This is a genomic window from Enterobacter sichuanensis (assembly GCF_002939185.1).
GTDB classification, from domain to species: Bacteria; Pseudomonadota; Gammaproteobacteria; order Enterobacterales; family Enterobacteriaceae; genus Enterobacter; species Enterobacter sichuanensis.
Map to the genome: position 1 here is coordinate 170713 of NZ_POVL01000002.1, position 23510 is coordinate 194222.

23 protein-coding genes are annotated in these 23510 nt (G+C 56.5%); 7 read left to right on the forward strand and 16 right to left on the reverse strand.

The genetic code is table 11. The features are described 5' to 3' along the window. Positions 1–401 precede the first annotated feature (401 nt). Entirely contained in the window at positions 402–3515 is a 3114-nt protein-coding gene (rne, locus tag C5687_RS01930) for a ribonuclease E (protein WP_104556312.1), read from the forward strand. 41 nt (positions 3516–3556) lie between these two features. On the opposite strand, the gene C5687_RS01935 is transcribed toward rne, so the two are convergent. Then, positions 3557–4495, reverse strand: coding sequence for a LysR family transcriptional regulator (locus C5687_RS01935; RefSeq protein WP_162299934.1), 939 nt, complete (start codon positions 4493–4495; stop codon positions 3557–3559). Between the two features lie 109 nt (positions 4496–4604). On the opposite strand from C5687_RS01935, the gene C5687_RS01940 reads away from it, so the two are divergent. Further along, a complete protein-coding gene (locus C5687_RS01940; RefSeq protein WP_104556314.1) occupies positions 4605–5819 on the forward strand; it encodes an MFS transporter in 1215 nt (404 codons plus the stop codon). A gap of 74 nt (positions 5820–5893) precedes the next feature. Here the strand turns inward: C5687_RS01940 and flgL are convergent, their stop codons facing one another. From flgL to flgB, 11 genes are all read right to left on the reverse strand, one after another. Beyond that, positions 5894–6847 carry a flagellar hook-associated protein FlgL gene (gene flgL / locus C5687_RS01945; RefSeq protein ID WP_025755822.1) on the reverse strand — a complete coding sequence of 318 codons (954 nt, stop codon included), beginning with the start codon at positions 6845–6847 and terminating at the stop codon, positions 5894–5896. A 14-nt stretch (positions 6848–6861) separates the two neighbouring features. Then, the gene (gene flgK / locus C5687_RS01950) at positions 6862–8502 is read right to left on the reverse strand and encodes a flagellar hook-associated protein FlgK (RefSeq protein WP_025755823.1); all 1641 of its coding nucleotides are present in this window, start codon (positions 8500–8502) and stop codon (positions 6862–6864) included. 75 nt (positions 8503–8577) lie between these two features. Then, positions 8578–9531 (reverse strand): flagellar assembly peptidoglycan hydrolase FlgJ, encoded by a 954-nt coding sequence (flgJ, locus tag C5687_RS01955; protein ID WP_045285001.1) that lies wholly within the window; start codon positions 9529–9531, stop codon positions 8578–8580. Further along, positions 9531–10628: a flagellar basal body P-ring protein FlgI gene (locus C5687_RS01960; RefSeq protein ID WP_025755825.1), complete on the reverse strand. Its 1098-nt coding sequence runs from the start codon at positions 10626–10628 to the stop codon at positions 9531–9533. Before C5687_RS01960 ends, flgJ begins: the two co-directional genes overlap by 1 nt. Before the next feature lie 12 nt (positions 10629–10640). Then, positions 10641–11339, reverse strand: coding sequence for a flagellar basal body L-ring protein FlgH (gene flgH / locus C5687_RS01965; RefSeq protein ID WP_025755826.1), 699 nt, complete (start codon positions 11337–11339; stop codon positions 10641–10643). A 57-nt stretch (positions 11340–11396) separates the two neighbouring features. Continuing rightward, complete coding sequence (flgG, locus tag C5687_RS01970) at positions 11397–12179, reverse strand: flagellar basal-body rod protein FlgG (protein WP_008500810.1); 783 nt, start codon at positions 12177–12179, stop codon at positions 11397–11399. A gap of 11 nt (positions 12180–12190) precedes the next feature. Continuing rightward, positions 12191–12946 carry a flagellar basal body rod protein FlgF gene (locus C5687_RS01975; RefSeq protein WP_008500811.1) on the reverse strand — a complete coding sequence of 252 codons (756 nt, stop codon included), beginning with the start codon at positions 12944–12946 and terminating at the stop codon, positions 12191–12193. A gap of 20 nt (positions 12947–12966) precedes the next feature. Continuing rightward, on the reverse strand, positions 12967–14217 hold the full coding sequence (gene flgE, locus C5687_RS01980; RefSeq protein WP_059385706.1) for a flagellar hook protein FlgE: 1251 nt from the start codon (positions 14215–14217) through the stop codon (positions 12967–12969). Between the two features lie 26 nt (positions 14218–14243). After that, on the reverse strand, positions 14244–14954 hold the full coding sequence (flgD, locus tag C5687_RS01985) for a flagellar hook assembly protein FlgD (protein WP_025755829.1): 711 nt from the start codon (positions 14952–14954) through the stop codon (positions 14244–14246). Between the two features lie 11 nt (positions 14955–14965). Next, the gene (flgC, locus tag C5687_RS01990; RefSeq protein WP_025755830.1) at positions 14966–15370 is read right to left on the reverse strand and encodes a flagellar basal body rod protein FlgC; all 405 of its coding nucleotides are present in this window, start codon (positions 15368–15370) and stop codon (positions 14966–14968) included. A gap of 3 nt (positions 15371–15373) precedes the next feature. Beyond that, positions 15374–15790, reverse strand: a complete 417-nt coding sequence (gene flgB, locus C5687_RS01995) for a flagellar basal body rod protein FlgB (RefSeq protein ID WP_025755831.1) — start codon at positions 15788–15790, stop codon at positions 15374–15376. A 157-nt stretch (positions 15791–15947) separates the two neighbouring features. Between flgB and flgA the strand changes: the two genes are divergently transcribed. The 3 genes from flgA to flgN all read left to right on the forward strand — a co-directional run bounded on the left by flgA (position 15948) and on the right by flgN (position 17424). Then, positions 15948–16607 (forward strand): flagellar basal body P-ring formation chaperone FlgA, encoded by a 660-nt coding sequence (flgA, locus tag C5687_RS02000; protein WP_059385705.1) that lies wholly within the window; start codon positions 15948–15950, stop codon positions 16605–16607. A 93-nt stretch (positions 16608–16700) separates the two neighbouring features. Next, positions 16701–16994, forward strand: a complete 294-nt coding sequence (gene flgM / locus C5687_RS02005) for a flagellar biosynthesis anti-sigma factor FlgM (protein ID WP_045285005.1) — start codon at positions 16701–16703, stop codon at positions 16992–16994. Between the two features lie 4 nt (positions 16995–16998). Then, positions 16999–17424 (forward strand): flagella biosynthesis chaperone FlgN, encoded by a 426-nt coding sequence (gene flgN, locus C5687_RS02010; protein ID WP_025755834.1) that lies wholly within the window; start codon positions 16999–17001, stop codon positions 17422–17424. A 59-nt stretch (positions 17425–17483) separates the two neighbouring features. Here flgN and murJ read toward each other — a convergent pair whose 3' ends face one another. From murJ to rimJ, 4 genes are all read right to left on the reverse strand, one after another. Further along, complete coding sequence (gene murJ, locus C5687_RS02015; protein WP_104556315.1) at positions 17484–19019, reverse strand: murein biosynthesis integral membrane protein MurJ; 1536 nt, start codon at positions 19017–19019, stop codon at positions 17484–17486. A 129-nt stretch (positions 19020–19148) separates the two neighbouring features. Beyond that, entirely contained in the window at positions 19149–20072 is a 924-nt protein-coding gene (locus C5687_RS02020; protein WP_104556316.1) for a Gfo/Idh/MocA family protein, read from the reverse strand. A 2-nt stretch (positions 20073–20074) separates the two neighbouring features. After that, entirely contained in the window at positions 20075–20725 is a 651-nt protein-coding gene (locus tag C5687_RS02025) for a YceH family protein (protein WP_059385702.1), read from the reverse strand. 9 nt (positions 20726–20734) lie between these two features. Then, positions 20735–21319 carry a ribosomal protein S5-alanine N-acetyltransferase gene (gene rimJ, locus C5687_RS02030; RefSeq protein WP_008500822.1) on the reverse strand — a complete coding sequence of 195 codons (585 nt, stop codon included), beginning with the start codon at positions 21317–21319 and terminating at the stop codon, positions 20735–20737. Between the two features lie 236 nt (positions 21320–21555). Between rimJ and mdtH the strand changes: the two genes are divergently transcribed. Beyond that, positions 21556–22764 (forward strand): multidrug efflux MFS transporter MdtH, encoded by a 1209-nt coding sequence (gene mdtH / locus C5687_RS02035; RefSeq protein ID WP_025755838.1) that lies wholly within the window; start codon positions 21556–21558, stop codon positions 22762–22764. A 123-nt stretch (positions 22765–22887) separates the two neighbouring features. Continuing rightward, positions 22888–23448 carry a lipoprotein gene (locus C5687_RS02040; RefSeq protein WP_025755839.1) on the forward strand — a complete coding sequence of 187 codons (561 nt, stop codon included), beginning with the start codon at positions 22888–22890 and terminating at the stop codon, positions 23446–23448. Positions 23449–23510: the final 62 nt, after the last annotated feature.

Below are 23510 nucleotides of genomic sequence, written 5' to 3' on the forward strand. Positions count from 1 at the left end.
CATCTTGCTATAACCCGGCGAGCAGTGGAATAATGAAGCCGTTTTCCGCGTTAAATCCGGGTTTTGTAAGGATCTCGACGGAATGACCAATTTTGTCTGACCGATCATCCACGCAGCAATGGCGTAAGACGTATTGATCTTTCAGGCAGTTAGCGGGCTGCGGGTTGCAGTACTTCCCGGTATAAGGATTGTTCTCTGGAGAGTTCTACCCAGGCAATTCCCCTGATAATTGCGCTGTGTTTCCGTATGAAACACAGGCAACCGACACTCTGCGCCTCTTAAGCGAGCGACAACCGTGAGGTTGGCGACGTGAATAGACACGAGGCCATCGGTTCATACCCCGGAAAGCGTCACCTTGCCCGCAGCTTTGTCGTCAATGTAAGAATAACGAGTAAGTTACGATGAAAAGAATGTTAATCAACGCAACTCAGCAAGAAGAGTTGCGTGTCGCCCTTGTGGATGGGCAGCGCCTGTACGATCTGGATATCGAAAGTCCTGGACACGAACAGAAAAAAGCGAACATTTACAAAGGTAAAATCACCCGCATTGAACCAAGCCTTGAAGCTGCATTTGTCGATTACGGTGCTGAGCGTCATGGTTTCCTCCCTCTGAAAGAAATCGCCCGCGAATATTTCCCTGCAAACTACAACGCCCATGGCCGCCCAAACATCAAAGATGTTCTGCGTGAAGGTCAGGAAGTTATCGTTCAGATTGATAAAGAAGAGCGTGGCAACAAAGGTGCCGCACTGACCACCTTTATCAGCCTGGCAGGGAGCTATCTGGTTCTGATGCCTAACAACCCGCGTGCGGGTGGCATCTCTCGCCGTATCGAAGGTGATGACCGTACCGAGCTGAAAGAAGCGCTGGCAAGCCTGGAACTGCCTGATGGCATGGGGCTTATCGTGCGTACCGCAGGCGTAGGTAAATCTGCCGAAGCGCTGCAGTGGGACCTGAGCTTCCGTCTGAAGCACTGGGAAGCTATCCAGAAAGCAGCGGAAAGCCGCCCTGCTCCGTTCCTGATCCACCAGGAAAGCAACGTCATCGTGCGTGCCTTCCGCGATTACCTGCGTCAGGATATCGGTGAGATTCTGATCGATAACCCGAAAGTCCTTGAGCTGGCTCGCCAGCACATCGCCGCACTGGGCCGTCCGGATTTCACCAGCAAAATCAAACTGTACACCGGTGAAATCCCGCTGTTCAGCCACTATCAGATCGAATCCCAGATTGAGTCCGCCTTCCAGCGTGAAGTGCGTCTGCCTTCCGGCGGTTCTATCGTTATCGATACCACTGAAGCGCTGACCGCTATCGACATCAACTCCGCGCGTGCGACGCGTGGTGGCGATATCGAAGAGACAGCCTTCAACACTAACCTTGAAGCCGCTGATGAAATCGCCCGCCAGCTCCGCCTGCGCGACCTGGGTGGTCTGATTGTCATCGACTTCATCGACATGACCCCTGTTCGCCACCAGCGCGCGGTAGAAAACCGTCTGCGCGAAGCGGTTCGTCAGGATCGTGCGCGTATCCAGATTAGCCATATTTCTCGCTTCGGCCTGCTGGAGATGTCCCGTCAGCGCCTGAGCCCGTCGCTGGGTGAGTCCAGCCATCACGTTTGTCCGCGCTGCTCCGGCACCGGTACCGTGCGTGATAACGAATCTCTGTCCCTCTCTATCCTGCGTCTGATTGAAGAAGAAGCGCTGAAAGAGAATACCAAAGAGGTTCACGCCATTGTTCCTGTGCCAATTGCCTCCTACCTGCTGAACGAAAAACGTGCCGCGGTCAGTGCCATTGAAGCGCGTCAGGGTGGCGTTCGCTGCATCATCGTGCCAAACGATCAGATGGAAACCCCGCACTATCACGTGCTGCGCGTCCGTAAAGGCGAAGAGACAACGACCCTCAGCTACCTGCTGCCGAAGCTGCATGAAGAAGAGATGGCTCTGCCTTCCGATGAAGAGCCTGCCGAGCGCAAACTGCCAGAACAGCCTGCGTTAGCTACCTTTATCATGCCTGAAGCTCCGCCAGAAACGGCGCTGGAAAAACCGGCAGCGAAAGCCGCAACGCAGAAACCAGAAGCCGCAGCGGCGAAAGCCCAGCCTGCGCAGCCTGGCCTGCTGAGCCGCTTCTTCGGTGCGCTGAAGAAAATGTTTGCCGGTGAGGAAGTTCAGCCAGAGCAGCCGAAAGAAGAGCCGAAAGCCGCTAAACCTGAGCGTCAGCAGGACCGCCGCAAGCGTCAGAACAACCGCCGCGATCGTAATGACCGCAGCGACCGTAACGACCGTAGCGAACGTCGTGACAACCGCGCTGAGAATAACGAAGGCCGTGAGCAACGCGAAGACAACCGTCGTAACCGTCGCGAGAAACAACAGCAGAACGTTGACGATCGTGAAATTCGCCAGCAGGCGGGCGATGAGTCTGAGAAGAGCAAACAGCGTGACGACCAGCAGCCACGCCGTGAACGTAACCGTCGTCGTAACGACGAGAAGCGTCAGGCGCAGCAGGAAGTCAAAAACCTGAACCGCGAAGAGCCTGTTGAACAGCAGGACGGCGAGCAGGAAGAACGCACTCAGGTAATGCCGCGTCGTAAGCAGCGCCAGCTTACCCAGAAAGTGCGTTTCGCTTCCGAAGCCACCGAAGCACCAGCAATCGCTGCGGAAACAATCGAGAACGCAGCCGGTACGCAGCTGGCAAAAGTTGACCTGCCAGCGGTCGTGGACAACAACGTAGAGCAGGATGACAACGGTGAAAACCGTGATAACGCCGGCATGCCACGTCGTTCGCGTCGTTCCCCACGTCATCTGCGCGTCAGCGGTCAGCGCCGTCGTCGCTATCGTGACGAGCGTTACCCGACCCAGTCGCCAATGCCGCTGACCATTGCCTGTGCATCGCCAGAAATGGCCTCCGGTAAGGTCTGGATCCGCTACCCGGTTGCTCGTCCGGAGCAGGTTGTTGAAGAACAGCCGGTAACCGAAGAGGTGATTGCACCTGTCGCTGTCGCTGAAGAAGTGGTGGCTGAAGCTGCTACCGTGGTGGAACCGCAGGCTGTTGAAGCTGAAGCGCCGCAGGCGGTAGAAGTGGAAACCACGCATCCTGAAGTGATTGCCGCGCCGGTTGATGCCGCACCACAGCTGATTGCTGAGGAAGACACCGCCGTGGCTGAAAGCGTTGTGGAAGAAGCACAGCCTGCCGCCGCGGTTGAAGAAGCCGCAGAGGTTGTGGTCGAAACCGTCACTGAAGAAGTGGTTCAGGACGTAGAGATTGCCGTGGAACCTGTTCGTGAAGCCGAAGAAGCGAAAGCACCTGAGGTGAAACCAGAGCCGGTTGTTTCTGCACCAGCCGCTGCCCACGTGGCGACAGCACCGATGACGCGCGCGCCAGCGCCGGAATACGTGCCTGAAGCCCCGCGTCACAGTGACTGGGTACGCCCAGCATTTAACTTCGACGGTAAAGGCGCTGCAGGTGGCCACAGTGCAACGCACCAGGCGACCGCCCCGGCAACGCGTCCACAGTCTGTCGAATAACGACGCTGAACGTAAAAAGCCGACCTCCGGGTCGGCTTTTTTTATGGCTGCTGTACGGGCTTTCTCATCCCGGTGACCTCCGGCATGACCTGCCGCATCAGTTCCAGAAAGCGCCGCAAGCGCGCTGGATAATAACGGGACCAGGGGTATACCAGATGCACCGGTAATGCCGCCGGCTGCCACTCTGGCAGTAAATGCACCAGCCGCCCCTCCCGAATATCATCCTGTACCGTCCAGCTGGATACGACCGCGACGCCAAGCCCGGTGAGGGCCGTATTGCGCGCGACATACAGACTGTCAGTGCTGAGGCGGGGTGTAATCGCCACTCGCGCGGTGGCGAGTGATGCCTCGTGAAAAAGCTCCACATGACGCTGGTAGAACGAGCTGATGGCTATCCAGGGGAGCTGTTGCAAATCCTCCGGGGTGTTAACCGTCGGGAAACGGGCCAGCAGTGCCGGAGAAGCCACCACCGAGCGCGGCACTTCAGCCAGCAGCACGGAGACGGTCGCCGGATCGACGTCCACGCCCACCCGAATCGCACAGTCAAGGTTGTCGCCGAGAAAATCAGCTGACCGATCGTTAAGCATCCACTCGATAGAAAGCTGCGGATAACGTTGCAAAAATTCGGTTACCGGCTTCAGAAGCTGATCCTGCCCAAAGGCGTGCGGTGCCCGCACCCGCAGCACGCCTACCGGTTCATCTTCCGACTGCCCCACCTCATCTTCCAGCGCCAGCCAGCTGTCAATCACCCGACGAGCGTGTTGATAGCAGCGTTCGCCGTCATCCGTCAGCCGCGTCGTGTGGGGGGTACGCAGCAGCAGGCGCACGCCCAGCATTGTCTCAAGCGACTGTAAACGTCGGCTCACCGTGGCCTGGGTTGTTGCCAGCTGCCGTGCCGCCGCAGAGAGTGAACCCGCCTCAACAATGCGGACAAACGTCCGCATCAACTCCACCCTGTCTATACGCTCAGTTCTTTTCATCGCCTTTTTGCCTATACGCTCAACGTATAAGCGTTTTACCACCGGGCTGGCTACCCACGCAACGCCTGCTGGTAAAAAATAGCTTCACACGACGAATGAGGAACAACCTATGAACACAACTACAACGCCCCATGCTGCAAGCCGCTGGGTGATTTTCATGCTGGCCCTCGGGGCTGGCTTCAGCGTGGCATCGATCTACTACGCCCAGCCTCTTCTGCCGCTGATGGGTGCCGATCTTCATCTCACGATTGAAGGTATGGGGCTGGTTCCCACATTGACGCAAGCAGGCTACGCGTTAGGTATCCTGTTCCTGCTTCCGCTTGGCGATCGTCATGACCGCCGGACGTTAATCCTGATCAAAAGCGCGGCACTGGCCCTGTTTCTCCTCGGCTGTAGCCTGACCGGGCAGCTCCACTCTCTGCTGGTAGCAAGCCTGCTTATCGGTATGGCCGCCACCATGGCACAGGATATTGTTCCCGCCGCGGCGATCCTCGCCCCGGAAGGCAAACAGGGGAAAACCGTAGGAACGGTAATGACCGGGCTGCTGCTGGGTATCTTATTATCAAGGACCGTGAGCGGCGTGGTGGGCGAACCGTTCGGCTGGCGCGTCATGTACCAGTTGGCGGCTGCGAGCATTGCGTTCATCGGGGTAATGATGTGGTTTGTACTTCCCCGTTTTGCCATTCACTCCACGCTGAGCTACCCCGCGCTGATGCGCTCAATGGAGCACCTGTGGCGTCGCTATCCGGCGCTGCGCCGCGCCGCGCTGGCTCAGGGTTTTCTGTCCATTGCCTTTAGCGCCTTCTGGTCTACGCTGGCAGTCATGCTGCTGGAACGTTATCACCTGGGCAGTGCCGTCGCGGGCGGTTTTGGTATTGCCGGTGCCGCCGGTGCGTTAGCGGCCCCGCTGGCAGGAGGTCTGGCGGACAAGCTGGGCGCAGGAAAAGTCACGCAGCTTGGTGCTGTTCTGGTGACGGTCTCCTTCGCCCTGATGTTCCTGATGCCCGTACTGGGTGTTCATGGGCAGCTGATGCTTATCGCCCTCTCTGCCGTCGGTTTCGATCTGGGTCTGCAATCCAGTCTGGTCGCCCACCAGAACCTGGTCTACAGCCTTGAACCGCAGGCACGCGGTCGTCTTAATGCGCTGCTCTTCACGATGGTGTTTATCGGAATGGCGTTGGGTTCGGCGTTAGGCAGTAACATCTATTCGCTGGCTGGCTGGACGGGGGTAGTCGCTCTGGCAACCTTCTGCGGCATCATTGCGCTGGCAATTCGCCTGATGGAAAGCGCACGTATCGCCTCCGCTGCGGCAGAAGCAGCATAAAAAAATGCCCAATCCAGACGGATTGGGCAGTAAAACATGCCCAGTTTCAAGACATGTTTCAAGAGGTCAAGATGTTATTTGTTCAGCTGGAACAGAGACATGCCCTGCATATCGCTAAACGCTTTATACGATGCCTGCAGGGCTGCCTGCTGCATGGTGTAGGAAGAGATCGCTTCGTTCCAGTCAACGTCAACCAGGTCACTCATCTGCTTTGTCTGACCCAGAGCGCGGTCATCACCCAGCGTATCGAGTTTTTCCAGCTCGTTCATCTTGGTACCCACATCCGCCACAACCGTCAGGATGTTGTTCTGGGCATTTTTAATGCCGATCTGCGTGTTGGCTATCACCTGGCTTTGCGCCGCGGCGGCTGCCGGATCGTTCTCAATCGGTGTCTTCAGCGATGCAATAGCAGAATCAAGGATTTTGAACATGTTTGTTTCGCCATACCCACCGCCCGGCAGCTCTTCAGCATTGCTGGTAATGCTGTTGAAAATCTGCTGTCCGGTATGGCTGATGGCCATCGTTCGCGCCGTATCAACCTGCTGGGTAATCGCCTCAGTGCCACCGTTATAATCGCCGGTTGCCGCATCAAACGGTGCGCTCTCGGTTTTGTATCCCGCGAAGATAAAGCGACCGTTACCATCCGTCGTGTTGGCCAGGTTCATAAGCTGATCGCGGATCCCCTGAATATCGGTCGCCAGAGAAAGACGATCGTCATCGCTTAACGTCCCGTTCGAGGCATAAACCAGCTTCTCGCGCACGCTGGAGATCGCGGTGTTCACCTGCGTTAACACGCTATCTTCCAGCGACACCTTTTGCGTTGCAAAGGTACGCGCTAAGGCAAACTGGCTGTTCTGGGACTGAGACTGAGACAGAACGATAGCCTGCGACGCCGCAATGGGATCGTCCGACGGACGATTAACACGCTTACCGGTGGACATCTGCTCACCGTAGCTCAGCCATCTGCTCTGGGAATCGGTGATCCCACGCATGTTCTGCTCGTACATCATCTGGGTGCTAATACGCATTTTTCACCTCAACCTTAACGAATGTTGATAATTGCATCAAAGAGCGTACTGGCAGTCTGTAACACCTGGGCATTGGCCAGGTAATACTGCTGATAACGCTGCAAATTGCCATACTCTTCGTCGAGGTTTACCCCAGAGATGGTCTGCTGCTGCTTGATTAACTGGGTTTCCACATTGGCTTTCGTCTGGCTGCTCACCTTCAGTGAAGCCGTCGTGCTACCTACGGTACTGACGAGAGAGGCATACGCATCGTTGAAGGTTTTGTTGCCACCGACCACTTTGCCGTTTTGCAGATCAAGCATTTTTTGGCCATTACGGTTGTCGCTCTCACCGCCATTCTGCACCGCAGCCATGGCCAGTTTGGACTCGTCGCTGATGGCCAGATCCATGTTCATAATGACGTTGGCAACAGGCTTCACGGTAAAGCTGTCTTTGGTGTTTGCCGTGCCGCTCACATTGACCTTAAGTCCATCAAACGCCAGATTACCGCTGGCGTCCGGGCTCATCGTAAAGCTGGTTTTGTCTGATGTACGGGTGACCGTCCAGTCAGTGCCATTAAACTGCAGGGTATAATCTGTCGCCTGGACTTGTTTACTGTCCGTCACAGACGCCGTGACAACGGCGGAACCGCCGTTTTTGCTATTGGACAGCACCGCCGGAGAACCGAAGTCGAACAGCTTGCCGCCAGCATCACCGTTAGCATCAAAACCGGCTTCATGCTGGGTGTTCATCGCATCGGCAAAGGCCAGCGCCATCTGGTTCAGACTGTTACGGGCTTTATCCAGATCTTCCGCACGGAAGGTCAGTAAACCGCCTAAAGAGCCGTTGGTGATAAACTTTTCCGGGATCTCAATGTTCCCGGCCACGTCATCGACATAGGCGATGGTGGTACGCGCCGGATCGGCGCTGGACTTCACGGCCGCCAGCTGGCTCGCTTTGCTCCCCTGCACCAGGGTATACCCGTTGCCGAGAGAGATATTAAACGTACCGCTATCCTGTACGGAAACTTCCACACCCACGATTTTGTTGAGCTCAGTCACGAGCTGGTCGCGCTGGTCAAGCAGGTCGTTAGGGGACGCGCCCGCGCCTACGCCGGTCAGACGAGAAATCTGATCGTTCAGATTGGCAATCTGTGCTGCGTAGTTGTTGATCTGTGAAACGCTGCTCGAGATGGCGGTATTTACCTGCGCATCCTGGTCGCGGAGATACTGATCGTTGGTTTTGAACTGATTCACCAGACCACCCGCTTTACCCAGCACCGTCTGACGTGCCGCCGGGTCTTCCGCGTTGCTCACCAGTGTTTGCAGGCTCTTGAAGAAGTCCTGCAACGTGGTGGAGAGCGAGTTGGTCGTATCGGAGAGCACATCGTCGATTTTTGACATCTGCTGATAGCGCGTCGTCAGCCCGCTGCTTTGCGTCTGTGCGGCGCGCAGCTGGTTGGTAATGAAAGCGTCATACTCACGCTGGACACCGGAGACATAAACCCCGTTACCCACCCAGCCACCGCCGGTCAGCGTGCTGTTAGATGCGCCCAGCACCGTGGTCTGGCGGGTATAGCCGGCCACGTTATAGCTTGAAATATTATTACTGACGGTATTGAGTGCCGCCTGTGCAGCACTGAGGCCACTCATGGCGCTGTTAATCAAACTGGACATGGGGGTTCCTTTTATACGTTCAGACACAAGTCCTGATGAAGGTTATCGGCAACCTCCACCGGGACTTGAGAACTTTCAGAACAGATTTTCAATATCTGTGCTATAGGCTTTGCTGACCTTCTCGCCCATGGATTTCAGCTGCTGGATCATGCTGGTGAGCTTACGGGCATAGTTCGGATCGGTCGCGTAGCCGGCGTTTTGTAAGGCCTGCGCCCCCTGCTCCGCCGTCGCCGCCTGCGTCACAGCGGTATAGCGCGGATTTCGGCTCAGCAGCCCCACGTAATCGGACAAGGCTTCCAGATACGAGCTGTAGACGCGGAATTTTGCTTTGACCTTCACCGCGGCGCCGTTCTCGTATTCGGTAGTCGTGATCTCCGTTGTCGGCCCCTTCCAGCTGGCGGTGGCTTTGACACCAAAGATGTTGAAGCTTGGGTCGCCGTTTTCCTTACGGATCTGGCGCTGCCCCCAGCCCGACTCCAGCGCAGCCTGAGCCAGAATCAGGTGATGCGGCACGCCGCTCTGTTCACTGGCAAGACGCGCAGGCAGCGAAAGCTGCGCCAGGAAATCTTTGCTGTCACCGGAGAGCGGCTCATCATTACTGCTCGTGGCTTTGGGTATGGCCTTGCGCACCATTTGCGTCAGGGCCTGGTTCTGATAGCTGGTCACCGTTTGCAGGTCGAACTTCATCGGCACCTGCTGCGGCTGCTCCTCAGGCTGAATGCCCTGCGCGGCTTCGGTCTGTTTCACAATCATGTCAGCCAGACCGAGGCCTTTACCGGCGGTCATCTGCTGCGCAATCTGCTGGTCATACATGCTGGTGTACAGACGCGTTGAATCACTGCTGAACATCCCGTCTTTCGGCAGGGTTTCACGCATGCTTTTCAGCATCATCTGGACAAACATCCCTTCCACCTGGCGGGCGACCGGGCGGATATTCGCCGCCGGGTCTTTTCCTGCTTTGGTTTTCAGTTCGTTAAGCGACTGGGCATCCCAGGCGGCACTGGTCAACAGTTTGCTATCGGTCAGCATCAGATGATTTCCAGTTTGGCGCGCAGGCAGCCCGCGCTTTGCATGGATTGCAGAATGGACATCAGATCCATCGGCGTTGCCCCCAGGGCGTTCAGGGCGCGTACCACGCTGTTCAGGTTGGCGCTGGAGCGAACGCTCTGCAGCGATCCACCGCTCTGACGCATATCAATCTGCGTTTGCGGTGTTACCACCGTCTGACCACCGCCAAATGGCGTATCAGGCTGGCTGACGTTTGCCGAGCGGTTGACCGTCACAGAGAGGTTACCCTGGGCAACGGCGCAACTGTCCAGCGACACTTCCCGGTTCATCACCACCGAGCCCGTACGGGAGTTGATGATCACCTTCGCATCCTGTACCGGAACGTTGACTTCCATATTCTGGATATCGGCCAGCATGCGCACCTGGTTGCTGTTGCCCGTAGAGGTACGGATCTGCACGGTACGCGCATCGAGAGCCGTTGCATTGCCGTAACCGCGGTTGCGGTTAATGGTATCGGCAATTTGCTGCGCCATCGTGAAGTCTTCATTATTAAGCTGCAGGTTGATGGTGTTGCCCGAGCCAAACTGGGTAGGCAATTCACGCTCAATGATCGCACCGTTGGTGATACGCCCACCGTTCAGCTGGTTCACCTGCACGCTGCTTCCCCCTGCGGATGCCCCTGCACCGCCGACGAGAATATTGCCCTGCGCGAGCGCATAGACCTGGCTGTCAACACCCTTCAACGGGGTCATCAGCAGCGTACCACCGCGCAGGCTTTTGGCGTTACCCATGGAGGAGACGACCACGTCAATGGTCTGCCCCTGACGCGCAAACGCCGGGTAGGAGGCGGTGACCATCACCGCGGCCACGTTTTTCAGCTGCATGTTGGTTCCCGCCGGCACGGTAATGCCGAGCTGGGAAAGCATATTGTTCAGGCTTTGGGTGGTGAATGGCGTCTGGGTTGTCTGGTCACCGGTACCATCCAGACCGACCACCAGGCCATAGCCAATCAGCGAGTTTTCGCGCACGCCCTGGACACTGGTGAGATCGCGAATACGGTCAGCCTGGGCAAACGTAGCCACCAGCGCCAGCGCCACGGCGAAGATCGATTTAAACATGGGTCACCTCGCTTACATTGGCGATAAGTTAAGGAAGAAGCGCTGCAGCCAACCCATATTTTGCGCTTCATTGATATAGCCGTTACCGACGTACTCAATGCGCGCATCGGCCACCTGAGTGGACGGAACGGTGTTGCTGCCGCTGATGGTGCGAGGGTTAACCACGCCTGAGAAACGAATGAATTCAGTGCCCTGGTTAATGGCAATCTGTTTTTCACCCACAACGTGTAAGTTGCCGTTAACCAGCACCTGGTCAACCGTGACCGTCAGCGTGCCGCTGAAGGTGTTGCTGGCGTTCGCGCCACCTTTACCGTTAAAGGTATTGCCGCCAGAGGCATCGACATCTGCTCGCGCGTTGCCGAACAGTCCCTGCAGGTAGCGTGGGACAGTATCGAAGCCAAAATTGGTTTTGCCATCGCGGCTGGCATTCGCCGACGAGCTCTTGCTCGCGCTGACGTTTTCCTGCAGCACAATGGTCAGGGTATCGCCGACGTTACGCGGGCGGCGATCTTCAAACAGCGGCTGATAACCGTAATTAATCGGCTGCGCGGTCTGGAAAATAGAGCCGTTGACAACTGGCGCGGGGCCAGGAACGGGTTGGGCAGTCGTCGCACCCTGGACCAATGGTTTAGACGGGATCCAGGCACATCCGCTAAGGGAGACGGCCAGAACAGTCAGAATCGGATAACGAAACGCCGCGTTTTTTTGCATTGCCTTCATCTTCGAAAACAGGGAGCCGGTGCGGCGTTTACCGCACCGGGCTACACCTTAGAGTTGCGTCAGTTTCTGCAGCATCTGGTCGGTCGTCGACACTGCTTTACTGTTAATTTCATACGCGCGCTGGACCTGGATCATATTCACCAGCTCTTCCGCTACGTTCACGTTGGACGTTTCTACATAGCCCTGGTAGAGCAGGCCCGCGCCGTTCAGACCCGGGGTGCTCTCATTCGGCGTACCGGAGGATTGCGTTTCGGTGTAGAGGTTCTCACCAATGCTTTCCAGGCCGGTATCGTTCATGAAGGTAGTCAGGTTGAGTTGTCCCACCTGAACAGGCGCGGCCTGTCCCTGCTGGGTCACGCTGACCACGCCGTCACGGCCGATGGTGATGCTCAGGGCGTTTGCCGGGATGGTAATCGCAGGCTGAACCTGGAAACCGCCCGCCGTGACCAGCTGACCGTTCTGATCGACCTGGAACGAGCCGTCGCGAGTATAGGCAGAGGTCCCGTCAGGAAGCTGTACCTGGAAGAAGCCCTGGCCTTTGATCGCCACATCTTTACTGTTGTTGGTCTGAGACAGGTTGCCCTGGCTGTGCAGACGCTCGGTGGCCACTGGACGAACACCGGTACCGATCTGCAGACCCGATGGCAGCGTCGTCTGTTCAGAAGACTGCGCGCCCGGCTGGCGGATGGTTTGATAAAGTAAATCTTCGAAAACGGCGCGCTGACGCTTGAAACCATTGGTGCTCACGTTTGCCAGGTTGTTGGCAATCACGTCCATATTGGTTTGCTGGGCGTCGAGGCCAGTTTTCGCGATCCATAAAGAACTGATCATAAGGAGTCCTGTTAACTCATAGCCAGAAGTTGGTTAGCCTTGCCCGCGTTTTCATCCACGCTGCTGATGATTTTCATCTGCATTTCAAAGCGACGGGCGCTGGCGATCATGTCGGTCATGGCCTCGACCGGCTTGACGTTACTGCCTTCCAGGACGCCGGACATCACGCGGATGCTCGGGTCGGCCTGTAACGTGGCACCCCGCGTCGCCTGCGCCGCCTGGGTCAGACGGAACATGCCGTCGTCGCCACGCTGCACCTCTTTGCCTTCCGCTTTAACCAGTTTCAGACGTCCGACAGGTGCAACGGTATTGGCCGGATCGCCCGGGTTCAGCGCCGAAATGGTGCCGTCCGCGGCGATGGTCAGCTCAGAACCTTCCGGCACGGTCAGCGGACCCGCTTCCCCCATCACCGGATGCCCCTGAATCGTCAACTGCCCCGTCGCGCTCACCTGGATATTCCCGTTACGGGTATAGCCTTCGCTGCCGTCCGCCGTTTGCACCGCCAGCCAGCCGTCCTGCTGCAGGGCAACGTCCAGCGGGCGCGAGGTGTAGTCCATCTGCCCTGGCGTCATATCGGCGCCAGGTGTAGAGGCCGTGACCAGCGTACGGGTCGGCAGAGACAATCCTTCCACCGGCACCGCGCGCAGCGCATTGAGCTGCGCGCGAAAGCCCGGCGTAGAGGCGTTTGCCAGGTTGCTGGCGGTAACAGCCTGCTGATTGAGCGTCTGACTTGCCGCGCCCATCGCGGTATATATTGCGTGATCCATTGCGCTTTCCTGTTAGCCGCTTAACGCAGGTTAACCAGCGTGTTGAGGATCTGATCCTGGGTTTTGATGGTCTGCGCGTTCGACTGATAGTTACGCTGCGCGACAATCATGTTCACCAGTTCTTTACTCATATCCACGTTGGATGCTTCCAGCGCGCCGTTGGTCAGCTTGCCGAAGTTACCGGTGCCCGCCGTACCCAGCAGCGCCACACCGGAGGACTGGGTAGCCGACCAGACGTTATCGCCTTCAGATTTCAGACCTTCGTTGTTGGCGAAGTTAGCCAGCACGATCTGACCCAGAACCTGAGTCTGTTCGTTGGAGTAGTTACCGACCACGGTGCCATCGTCGTTGATCTGATAGCTCACCAGGTCACCCGGCTTGTAGCCGTTCTGATTGGTTGCCACCACGCTGTTGGCGCCGGTGTTCTGCTGCATGGAGTTCTGGAAACTCAGGGAGAAGGTCGCCGCCGTCGCCCCGCCGACAGAGCCGGTGGTGATGTTAATGGCCGGCGTGGCATTTGGCGTGGCGCTCAGTACACCCGCAGCGTTGTAGTTGTAAACGCCCGCCAGGTTACCGTTCGCATCGAAGTTCATCTGCGCCGCTTTCGTCGCGGTAGAACCCGCTACGCTGCCGTCCTGCGTGTAAAGATCCCATTTGTTGTTGGCTGTCTTCACGTAGTAGACATACATGTTATGGGCGTTACCCTGGCTGTCGAAGACGGTCACGGTCCCTTTTTTGTTATAGGTATCCGGGTTGGTCGCATCGAACGGGGCAGTTTGCACAGGATCGGTGGAGTTGAGGTTGATCTGCTGTGAGGCGGTGGTGGTGGCTTTCGCCGACATCAGCGTATTCGGAATGGTGATAGCCTGAGGGTTCGCACCTGTCTGAATCGTCGGTGGGGTACCCGCTGCCGGGTAGCCTGTCACCTGCATGCCCTGCATGTTGACCAGCGTACGGTTTTCGTCCAGCTTGAACTGACCGTTACGGCTGTAGAACACCGAACCGTTGGAATCAACCATACGGAAGAAACCGTTTTGGCTGATAGCAACGTCCAGACCACGACCGGTGTTGGTGGTGGTACCGTCGGTAAAGTCCTGAGTGATGCCCGCCACTTTAACGCCCAGGCCTACTTTAGAACCGGCAAACATATCTGCAAAGGAAGCAGAACCGGATTTAAAACCATAGGTCGCGGAGTTGGCGATGTTGTTGCCAATGACATCCAGGTTGGTGGCCGCAGCATTCAGGCCGCTGACCGCTTGAGAAAAGGCCATGACTTACTCCTGATAAGTGTTAAGGCTTAGATAATCTGCCGAACTTCGTCGAGTGTGGTGGTACCAGAGGTACCCAAATCCAGTTTGTTGCCGTCGCTCCCCTTAATCACGCCCTGGACCAGCGCGAACTGCAGCGGCTGCGCCACCAGCTGGGTTGTCCCTTTGCTGGCGCTGATTGCCACTTTGTAGGAACCGTTTGGCGCTTTGGTGCCGTCGGTGAGGGTGCCATCCCAGGTAAAGGTGTGAACGCCCGCCTTCAGTTCACCAATGTCGATGGTGCGAACCACGGCACCGGTTGCGTCGGTGATCGTCGCGGTCACCTTGTCAGCCGGCTGCTGCAGCTCAACGCCAAACGGCGTGGTCGTCGTTGTGGCATTGCCATCTGTGGTGCTGGTGCCCGCCAGAATCGTGGTTCCCGGGATCATCACCCCATGACCAATCAGGCTTGCCGCCTGCAGAGACTGGGCGCTGTTAATCTGTCCGGAGACGGAACCAAGGGTGGTGTTGAGTTTCTCAATGCCGCTCACGGTACTGATCTGCGCAAGCTGCGTGGTCAGTTCGTTGTTCTGCATTGGGTTAGTGGGATCCTGGTTCTTCAGCTGAGCCACCAGCAGCGTCAGAAAGCTGCCCTGAAGATCGGCGGCGTTACTCCCCGTCAGGGAGTTAGAACCTGTCGAACTTTTGGTGTTACTGACACCCGAGTTCGTAGGATCATTCACATTTACGGCGATGGACATGCATGTCTCCTTTACTGGCCGAGAGTGAGTGTTTTGAGCATCATGCTCTTCACGGTATTAAGCACTTCGACGTTGGCCTGGTAGCTACGGGAAGCCGACATGGAGTTCACCATCTCACCCACCACATCCACGTTGGGCATTTTCACGTATCCGTTGGCATCCGCGAGCGGGTTACCTGGCTCATATACCAGCCTGTCCGGGGCCTGGCTCTCGACCACATCAGCAACCTTCACGCCGCCCGTCGCCGCGCCTGGCGCAGCATCGACCTGAAAGACAACCTGTTTGGCACGATAAGGTTGTCCGTCAGGTCCGGTTACGCTGTCCGCATTCGCCAGGTTACTGGCGGCCACGTTCAGACGTTTGGACTGAGCGGTTAACGCCGAGCCGGCGATATCAAAAATATTCAGCAACGCCATCTATCAGTTACCCCCCTGCAGGACGTTCATCATGCCTTTGATTTGTCCGCCGAGTACGGTCAGGCCCGTCTGGTATTTCAGGCTGTTATCGGCAAACTGCGTGCGCTCCCGGTCCATATCCACGGTGTTACCGTCGAGTGAAGGCTGATCGGGGATGCGATAAAGTAAATCGGTCGTTGGCGCGGTCATCGCCTGAGCAGGAATATGGCGAGAGGAAGTCATGGCGAGTGCAACACCCGTTCCTTCGGCACGTCCACGCTCCATCACCTTTTTGAGTTCACTGGAAAAATCAATATCGCGCGCCTGATACCCCGGGGTATCGGCGTTAGCGATGTTGGCGGCTAAAATCTCCTGCCGCTGGGCGCGTAAATTGAGCGCTTCCTGCTGAAAACGTAACGCGGCGTCGAGTTTATCGAGCATGTCTCCTCCGCTGATGGCAAAATTTCAGTTCACAGCTTAAATCTCACCCGGTCTCCCCTATCGACGGAATAAGCGCAAAATGCGTCGCTATTTATTCCGTTGATGCAAAACCACTGCAGGTAGAATTTGTTCAACTCTGGAAACGGTGGAACTGACGATGCAAACGCTAAAACGTGGTCTGGTGGCGACTCTCTTGCTCTTAAGCCCCCTGGTGCAGGCTGACGGTCTGCAGGATCGGCTCACGGCTTTTTTTGCGGAAAAACTGGCAGGCTTTAGTGATGACGTCACCGTCAGCGTGCGCACGCCACCGAATCTGTACCCGACGTGTGACCAGCCGTCATTCAGCGTGGTGGGGTTCACAAAGCTGTGGGGAAATGTGAACGTACTGGCACGTTGCGCCAACGAAAAACGCTATTTACAGGTTGCAGTTCAGGCGACGGGCAATTATGTTGTTGCCGCCGTGCCCATTGCGCGCGGCAGCGTACTGCAAACAAACAGCGTGACGCTGAAACGTGGCCGTCTCGATCAACTGCCACCACGAACCATGCTGGATATTAACCAGGCACAGGACGCCGTCAGCCTGCGCGACGTCGCCCCGGGTCAGCCGATACAGATCTCGATGCTGCGTCAGGCATGGCGGGTCAAAGCCGGTCAACAGGTCATGGTCGTGGCCAACGGAGATGGCTTTCGTATCAACAGTGAAGGGAAAGCGTTGAACAATGCCGCGGTAGCGCAAAACGCCCGCGTCAGAATGTCCTCAGGCCAGGTGGTTAGCGGAACCGTCGATTCTGATGGGAATATTCTGATTAACCTATAATCTTTTTAAAGATTTCGCTGCGCGTGCCGATAAATATTCAACTAATGATGATGTCAGGCGCAAACGCCGCGAACCCTCGATGAGGACAACACTATGAGCATTGATCGTACATCAGCCCTGAAGCCGGTAAGCGCTGTACAACCTCGCGAAACGAATGACGCGTCCCCTCAGAAAACGCGTCTGGAAAAACCGTCAACCTCCAACAGCACCAGCGTAACCCTGAGCGATGCGCAGGCAAAACTGATGCAGCCAGGCAGCAACGACATCAATATGGAACGTGTTGAAGCGCTGAAAACGGCTATTCGTAACGGTGAACTGAAAATGGACACCAGCAAAATCGCTGATGCCCTGATTCAGGAAGCACAGAGTTTCTTACAGAGTAACTAACCGTATGAGTCGACTGTCAGAAATACTGGATCAAATGACGGTTGTCCTGAACGACCTGAAAACGGTAATGGACGCTGAGCAACAGCATCTCTCTTCCGGTCACATCAACGGCAGCGCGTTGCAGCGTATTACTGAAGATAAAAGTTCGCTTCTGGCGACGCTGGATTATCTGGAGCAACAACGCCGCGCTGAGCAAGATCCTAAGCGCAGCGCCAATGACGATATTGTTGAGCGCTGGCAGACCATTACAGAAAAAACCCAGCATCTGCGCGATCTTAATCAGCATAACGGCTGGCTGCTGGAAGGTCAGATTGAGCGTAACCAGCAGGCGCTTGAGGTGCTGAAACCGCATAAAGAGACCGGATTGTACGGTGCGGATGGTCAGACGGCGACGGCGCGTATTGCGGGTGTTAAAAAGATTTCGATTTGAAGCATAAGCGACAAATCATGCAATGGGGAGCACCCTAAGGTGAACTCCCCTTTTGGCGTTTATGTCGTACGGCGGGCAAACTCTTTCACTTTGAAACCCAACACGGCGAGCGTGGCAAAGTAAGCCACCACCCCAACGCCAACCACGGCCATCAGCCGCATCAGACGGTAAGGCATGGTGCCCAGGGACCACTCCGGCATGATAGACATCATGCCCAGTAACGCAGCAGACATCACCAGTACCGCAACGATCAGACGCACGAGGAAACTCGCCCAGCCTGGCTGCGGCGTGAAAATATCCTGCTTGCGCAGCTGCCAGTACAACAGCCCGGCATTCAGACAGGCTGCCAGACCAATCGATAATGACAGACCTGCATGCTTCAGGGGACCAATAAATGCCAGGTTCATCAGCTGCGTCATAATCAGCGTCACGATGGCAATTTTCACCGGCGTTTTGATGTCCTGACGCGAATAGAAGCCCGGCGCCAGTACCTTGACGACGATAAGCCCCATCAATCCGACCGAATAGGCGATCAGTGCCCGCTGGGTCATGGCGGCGTCAAACGCGGTGAATTTCCCGTACTGGAAGAGCGACACCGTGAGCGGTTTGGCCAGAATACCCAGCGCCACTGCGCTTGGCAGGGCCAGCAGGAAACAGAGGCGTAACCCCCAGTCCATCAGGCGGCAGTATTCATCATGATTACCGCTGGCAAAACTCTTCGACAGCGACGGCAGAAGAATGGTCCCCAGCGCCACGCCCAGCACTCCGGACGGAAACTCCATCAGCCGGTCCGCGTAGTACATCCAGGAAACCGAGCCAGAGACCAGGAAAGAGGCAAAAATGGTGTTAATGATAAGCGAGATCTGGCTGACGGAGACGCCAAGAATGGCGGGCCCCATCTGCTTAATGACGCGCATCGCCCCGGCATCTTTAAGATTGATGCGCGGCAGCACCAGCATGCCAATTTTTTTCAGATGCGGCAGCTGATACGCCAGCTGCAGTACGCCACCCACGGTGACCGCCCACGCCAGCGCCAGCACCGGCGGGTTGAAATGCGGCGCGGCGAACAGGGCAAAACCGATCATGCTGACGTTAAGAAACGTCGGCGCAAACGCCGGAACGGAGAAGCGGTTCCAGGTGTTCAGGATCGCCCCCACCAGCGAGGCCAGCGAGATCAACAAAATATAGGGGAAGGTAATGCGCAGCAGCTGCGTGGTCAGGGCAAATTTATCGGCCGTGTCGGCAAAACCGGGCGCGGTCACCATTATCACCCAGGGCGCGGCCAGCATCCCGAACACGGTCACCACGGCGAGGGCCAGCGTCAGCAGTCCGGAGACATACGACACAAATACGCGCGTCGCGTCTTCACCCTGTTTGCTTTTATATTCCGCCAGGATGGGAACGAACGCCTGGGAAAATGCCCCTTCAGCAAAAATACGACGCAGCAGGTTCGGCAATTTAAACGCGACGAAAAAGGCGTCCGTTGCCATCCCTGCACCAAAGACCCTTGCCACAATCGCATCACGCGCAAAACCGAGTACGCGTGAGAACATGGTCATCGAGCTGACGGCTGCCAGCGATTTTAATAAGTTCATTAACGTGAATTTCCAGAACCATACGGATGTGTAGGCCGGGTAAGCGTAAGCGCCACCCGGCAAAGCCAACAAGCGGCGCTTAGTCTAACCGGATTTCAACGAATTACTATCCGCAGATGTTACCGCGAGTTATTCACTCATGGCTTCGCGCCACAGCCGTTCCACAATGCGCTGCGCCATAATGGCCTGTTCGCCGGAGGTTTCAGGAACCGTCTGATTTTGCACGCAGTTGATAAAGTGGCGGGCACAACCGGCGAAACCGCGCTGCTCAAGGGTACTCTGCCAGCCCGGGACCGGCTGCATCACCACGCCGCTGCCCTTCTCTTCCCGCCATTCGCGCATGTCGGTAACGTCGTACAGTGCGCCGTCGGTGACGGCCTGAACGCTCTCGCGCTGGCTGCCCGCACGACGGTGCATGCTGGTCGTTATCTGCAGATGCTCAATCGCGAAATGATGTTCGGCATAGACCATCTCACCCTGTTCGTTCGTCAGGAGCGTCCCGCTTTGCAGTTGCGCCTGGCTACCGGCGAGCCACAGCGCCGTGTCCACCACGTGCAGATAGTCATCCAGCAGCGTAAAGCGCAAATCGTTTGGCCCAATGCTGTCGGTGCGGTGTTTATCCATGCGCAGCGAAGCGAAGCTGCCGGACTGCGCCTTTAATTGCTGGTAAAGCGGGGCGAAACGGCGGTTGAAACCGACCATCAGCGTCAGGTTTTTACGCGCCGCCAGCTCAATCAGCCGTTCGGCGTCCTGTACATTTTCAGCGAGCGGTTTATCCACACAGACGTGGACGCCTGCATTAAGGAGCTCACTCACGACCTGATAATGGGTCGCCGTTGAGGTGTGAACAAAGACCGCATCGCACTCGCGGGCCAGATCCAAAAGAGAGTTGGCATACGGCATGCGCCAGGTTTCGCAGATACGTTCTGCCTTTTCCCGGCTGGGTGACCACGCCCCTTGCAGAGTCCAGTCCGTCGCCGCACCCAATACCGGAAGCCAGGCCTTTTGCGCGATGCCGCCCAGCCCCACCACGCCTATACGTAATTTTTTCACTATTAATCTCCCAGATGAGCCAGCAGTGCATCCAGACGCTGTTTCAGTCCTGCGACCTCGTCTTCCAGCGCCGCCACGCGGGCCACCAAATCGTCGTCACCCACAGTGATATCGGGGGTAATCGATTTATCTGAAATATCAATTTCACCACTGAAGAGATGCATATAGCGGCTTTCACGTTTACCCGGCTCGCGTGCCAGACGCACCACGTAAGGGCCATCTTCACGTGAGGCCAGCCCTTCCAGGACCTGTTCAACTTCCTGCATATCCGCGAACTCATGCATACGGGAGGCACGCGTGCGCAGTTCACCCGGCGTTTGCGCCCCGCGCAGCAGCAGCGTGGTGATGACCGCCACTTCCGCACTGCTCAGCTTCAGGTCGCCAAATTCAGAGTTACAAAAGCGCTGTTCGTATTTGGTCACGCGGTTACCAAAACCGCTGACGGTGCGCAGATAATGGCGTTTTACCAGCGCATCCAGCACGTCCTGAACCTCATGCTCGCTGAGGTTCAGGACCGGCTCGCGGTTCGTCTTCTGGTTGCAGGCCATGGTTACGGCGTTGACGGAGAGCGGATACTGCTCCGGGGTGGTGACCTGTTTTTCGAGCAAGCACCCAATCACGCGCGCTTCTGTAGCGTTTAGCTGATACTTCATCTTTTCTCCTTAACGACCTGCAGTCCAGTCCCGGGTGGTTAATGCCGTCAGAACGTGGTCGCGCCACTCTCCGTCTATCAGCAGATAGTCTTTGGCATAGCCTTCTTTCTCGAACCCTAACCGCGCCAGCAAATTCCCGCTGCGCTGATTATGCGGCATGTAGTTCGCCATAATGCGATGGATATGTTGCGTGCGTTGCATATAGCGGATAGCCACCGTCAGCGCCTCGTACATCAGCCCCTGCCCCTGCCATTTCTGGCCAATGGAGTAGCCAAGGTAACAGGCGTGGAACGATCCCCGCACCACGTTTGAAAAATTGGCGATCCCGATAATCTCTTTCTCTTCAGGATCCAGCAGGGCGAAATAAAACGCGCTGCCCTGCTTGTGAAATTCGGTGATCATGCTGAGGCGCGCCTGCCAGCCGGAAGGGTAACAATGACTCTCATCCCGAACGGGTTCCCAGGGTTTTAAAAACTGGCGATTCTCGGCGTAATAATCCGCCAGACGCCAGGCATCACGCTCATGCACCAGACGAACGACCAGCCTGTCCGTTGTCAGACGCACTTTTGGCACATTACTGCGATAGCCAAACATCGATACCACTCCTTCCCGTCACTTCTGCTTACCCATTAGCTTTACTATACCTGCGCCGCTGCCGTCTGTGAAAACAGTGACATACCATTTTGCCTCCTTTTCCTCTTTTTCGATGAGAACTCTCTATCAAAGCGCGCTTTTGATAAAAAAATATTGTCACGCCCAGGGGTGGGCAAAAACGCAGCGACACCGCAGAATGTTAGCGTGCTCACCATCTTATTTTCCCTGGAGGGAAAATGTCCCGCGTATCACAGGCCAGGAGCCTGGGTAAATATTTCCTGCTGGTCGATAACATGCTCGTCGTGCTCGGCTTTTTTGTCGTATTCCCCCTCATCTCAATTCGCTTCGTCGATCAAATGGGCTGGGCAGCGCTGATGGTCGGCATCGCGCTGGGGTTACGCCAGTTTGTGCAGCAAGGTCTCGGCGTCTTTGGCGGTGCCATCGCTGACCGTTTTGGCGCTAAACCAATGATCGTGACCGGCATGCTGCTCCGCGCGGCAGGTTTTGCCACGATGGCCATCGCCCACGAGCCCTGGCTGCTTTGGTTCTCCTGCTTCCTCTCCGGTATCGGGGGGACCCTGTTCGATCCGCCGCGCACCGCGTTGGTGGTGAAGCTCATTCGTCCGCAGCACCGCGGTCGTTTTTTCTCAATTCTGATGATGCAGGACAGTGCCGGAGCGGTTGTCGGCGCACTGCTGGGAAGCTGGCTTCTGCAGTATGACTTCCGTCTGGTCTGCGCGGCGGGTGCGGTGCTCTTTGTTCTGTGCGCGCTGTTTAATGGCCTGTTCCTGCCAGCGTGGAAGCTGTCGACGGTCAAAGCGCCGGTCCGGGAAGGGCTGGGGCGCGTCCTGCATGACAAACGCTTTGTCACCTATGTGTTGACCCTGACGGGGTATTACATGCTTGCCGTGCAGGTGATGCTGATGCTGCCGATCATGGTGAACGACATTGCGGGCACCCCTGCTGCCGTTAAATGGATGTACGCCATTGAAGCCGCGCTTTCTCTGACGCTGCTCTATCCCATTGCCCGCTGGAGCGAACGGCGTTTTCGTCTGGAACATCGCCTGATGGCCGGGCTGTTCCTGATGACGCTGAGCATGATGCCTATTGGCCTGGTGAACTCGCTTCAGCAGTTGTTTACACTGATTTGCACGTTCTATATCGGCTCCATCATCGCCGAACCTGCCCGTGAAACGCTGAGCGCCTCGCTCGCGGATGCGCGCGCACGCGGCAGCTATATGGGGTTCAGCCGCCTGGGATTGGCCCTTGGCGGCGCGTTGGGATACACCGGCGGCGGCTGGCTGTTTGATGCCGGCAAAGCGTTACAGCAACCTGAGCTTCCCTGGATGATGCTCGGCGTGGTGGGCTTTATGACGCTCCTTGCCCTGTGGTGGCAGTTCAGCCAGAAACGCAGCGCGAGCGGCATGCTCGAACCCGGCGCGTAGCCTTTCCCTCGGGCGGGAGCCCTTCCCGCCCCATTTCTCAGTTTTTTCTGCTGGTTTCTGCCATTTCACACTGACATACTGGCGTAACAGGACAGAAGCGCCGATTTTTCGTTGAGGAACACTATGAAGAAGATTGTCTTTGCTGCTGCATTCATTGTCAGCGGTCTGCTGGTTGGCTGTAACCAGCTCACGCAATATACCGTCAGTGAACAGGAAATTAATCAGGCGCTGGAAAAACATAATAATTTTTCTAAAGACATTGGCGTGCCGGGGCTTGCGGACGCGCATATCGTGCTCTCGAATCTGACCAGTCAGATCGGACGTGAAGAGCCAAACAAAGTCACCCTGTCAGGAGATGCGGACCTCGACATGTCATCCCTTTTTGGCAATCAGAAAGCCAACATCAAGCTCAAGCTGAAGGCACTGCCCGTTTTCAACAAGGAGAAAGGGGCGATTTTCCTGCAGGAGATGGAAGTCGTCGATGCGAAGGTTTCCCCGGACAAGATGGCGCCGGTTCTGCAAACCCTGATGCCTTATCTGAATCAGTCACTGCGTAATTACTTTAACCAGCAGCCCGCGTATGTCTTAAGTGAAGACAAAAGCAAAGGGGAAGCCCTGGCGAAAAAATATGCTAAAGGCATAGAGGTGAAGCCAGGAGAAATTATTATTCCTTTCACCGATTAACCTGAAGGGGCGCTGCGGCGCCCTTTTTTTTACGGAAAAGTGTGCAAAGGAAAACGTTTCCG

Excerpts from the sequence above, each read along its gene's own strand:
- rne (WP_104556312.1), top strand. The coding sequence starts at position 402 with ATGAAAAGAATGTTAATCAACGCAACTCAGCAAGAAGAGTTGCGTGTC.
- C5687_RS01935 (WP_162299934.1), bottom strand. The coding sequence starts at position 4,495 with ATGAAAAGAACTGAGCGTATAGACAGGGTGGAGTTGATGCGGACGTTT.
- C5687_RS01940 (WP_104556314.1), top strand. The coding sequence starts at position 4,605 with ATGAACACAACTACAACGCCCCATGCTGCAAGCCGCTGGGTGATTTTC.
- flgL (WP_025755822.1), bottom strand. The coding sequence starts at position 6,847 with ATGCGTATTAGCACCCAGATGATGTACGAGCAGAACATGCGTGGGATC.
- flgK (WP_025755823.1), bottom strand. The coding sequence starts at position 8,502 with ATGTCCAGTTTGATTAACAGCGCCATGAGTGGCCTCAGTGCTGCACAG.
- flgJ (WP_045285001.1), bottom strand. The coding sequence starts at position 9,531 with ATGCTGACCGATAGCAAACTGTTGACCAGTGCCGCCTGGGATGCCCAG.
- C5687_RS01960 (WP_025755825.1), bottom strand. The coding sequence starts at position 10,628 with ATGTTTAAATCGATCTTCGCCGTGGCGCTGGCGCTGGTGGCTACGTTT.
- flgH (WP_025755826.1), bottom strand. The coding sequence starts at position 11,339 with ATGCAAAAAAACGCGGCGTTTCGTTATCCGATTCTGACTGTTCTGGCC.
- flgG (WP_008500810.1), bottom strand. The coding sequence starts at position 12,179 with ATGATCAGTTCTTTATGGATCGCGAAAACTGGCCTCGACGCCCAGCAA.
- C5687_RS01975 (WP_008500811.1), bottom strand. The coding sequence starts at position 12,946 with ATGGATCACGCAATATATACCGCGATGGGCGCGGCAAGTCAGACGCTC.
- flgE (WP_059385706.1), bottom strand. The coding sequence starts at position 14,217 with ATGGCCTTTTCTCAAGCGGTCAGCGGCCTGAATGCTGCGGCCACCAAC.
- flgD (WP_025755829.1), bottom strand. The coding sequence starts at position 14,954 with ATGTCCATCGCCGTAAATGTGAATGATCCTACGAACTCGGGTGTCAGT.
- flgC (WP_025755830.1), bottom strand. The coding sequence starts at position 15,370 with ATGGCGTTGCTGAATATTTTTGATATCGCCGGCTCGGCGTTAACCGCT.
- flgB (WP_025755831.1), bottom strand. The coding sequence starts at position 15,790 with ATGCTCGATAAACTCGACGCCGCGTTACGTTTTCAGCAGGAAGCGCTC.
- flgA (WP_059385705.1), top strand. The coding sequence starts at position 15,948 with ATGCAAACGCTAAAACGTGGTCTGGTGGCGACTCTCTTGCTCTTAAGC.
- flgM (WP_045285005.1), top strand. The coding sequence starts at position 16,701 with ATGAGCATTGATCGTACATCAGCCCTGAAGCCGGTAAGCGCTGTACAA.
- flgN (WP_025755834.1), top strand. The coding sequence starts at position 16,999 with ATGAGTCGACTGTCAGAAATACTGGATCAAATGACGGTTGTCCTGAAC.
- murJ (WP_104556315.1), bottom strand. The coding sequence starts at position 19,019 with ATGAACTTATTAAAATCGCTGGCAGCCGTCAGCTCGATGACCATGTTC.
- C5687_RS02025 (WP_059385702.1), bottom strand. The coding sequence starts at position 20,725 with ATGAAGTATCAGCTAAACGCTACAGAAGCGCGCGTGATTGGGTGCTTG.
- rimJ (WP_008500822.1), bottom strand. The coding sequence starts at position 21,319 with ATGTTTGGCTATCGCAGTAATGTGCCAAAAGTGCGTCTGACAACGGAC.
- mdtH (WP_025755838.1), top strand. The coding sequence starts at position 21,556 with ATGTCCCGCGTATCACAGGCCAGGAGCCTGGGTAAATATTTCCTGCTG.
- C5687_RS02040 (WP_025755839.1), top strand. The coding sequence starts at position 22,888 with ATGAAGAAGATTGTCTTTGCTGCTGCATTCATTGTCAGCGGTCTGCTG.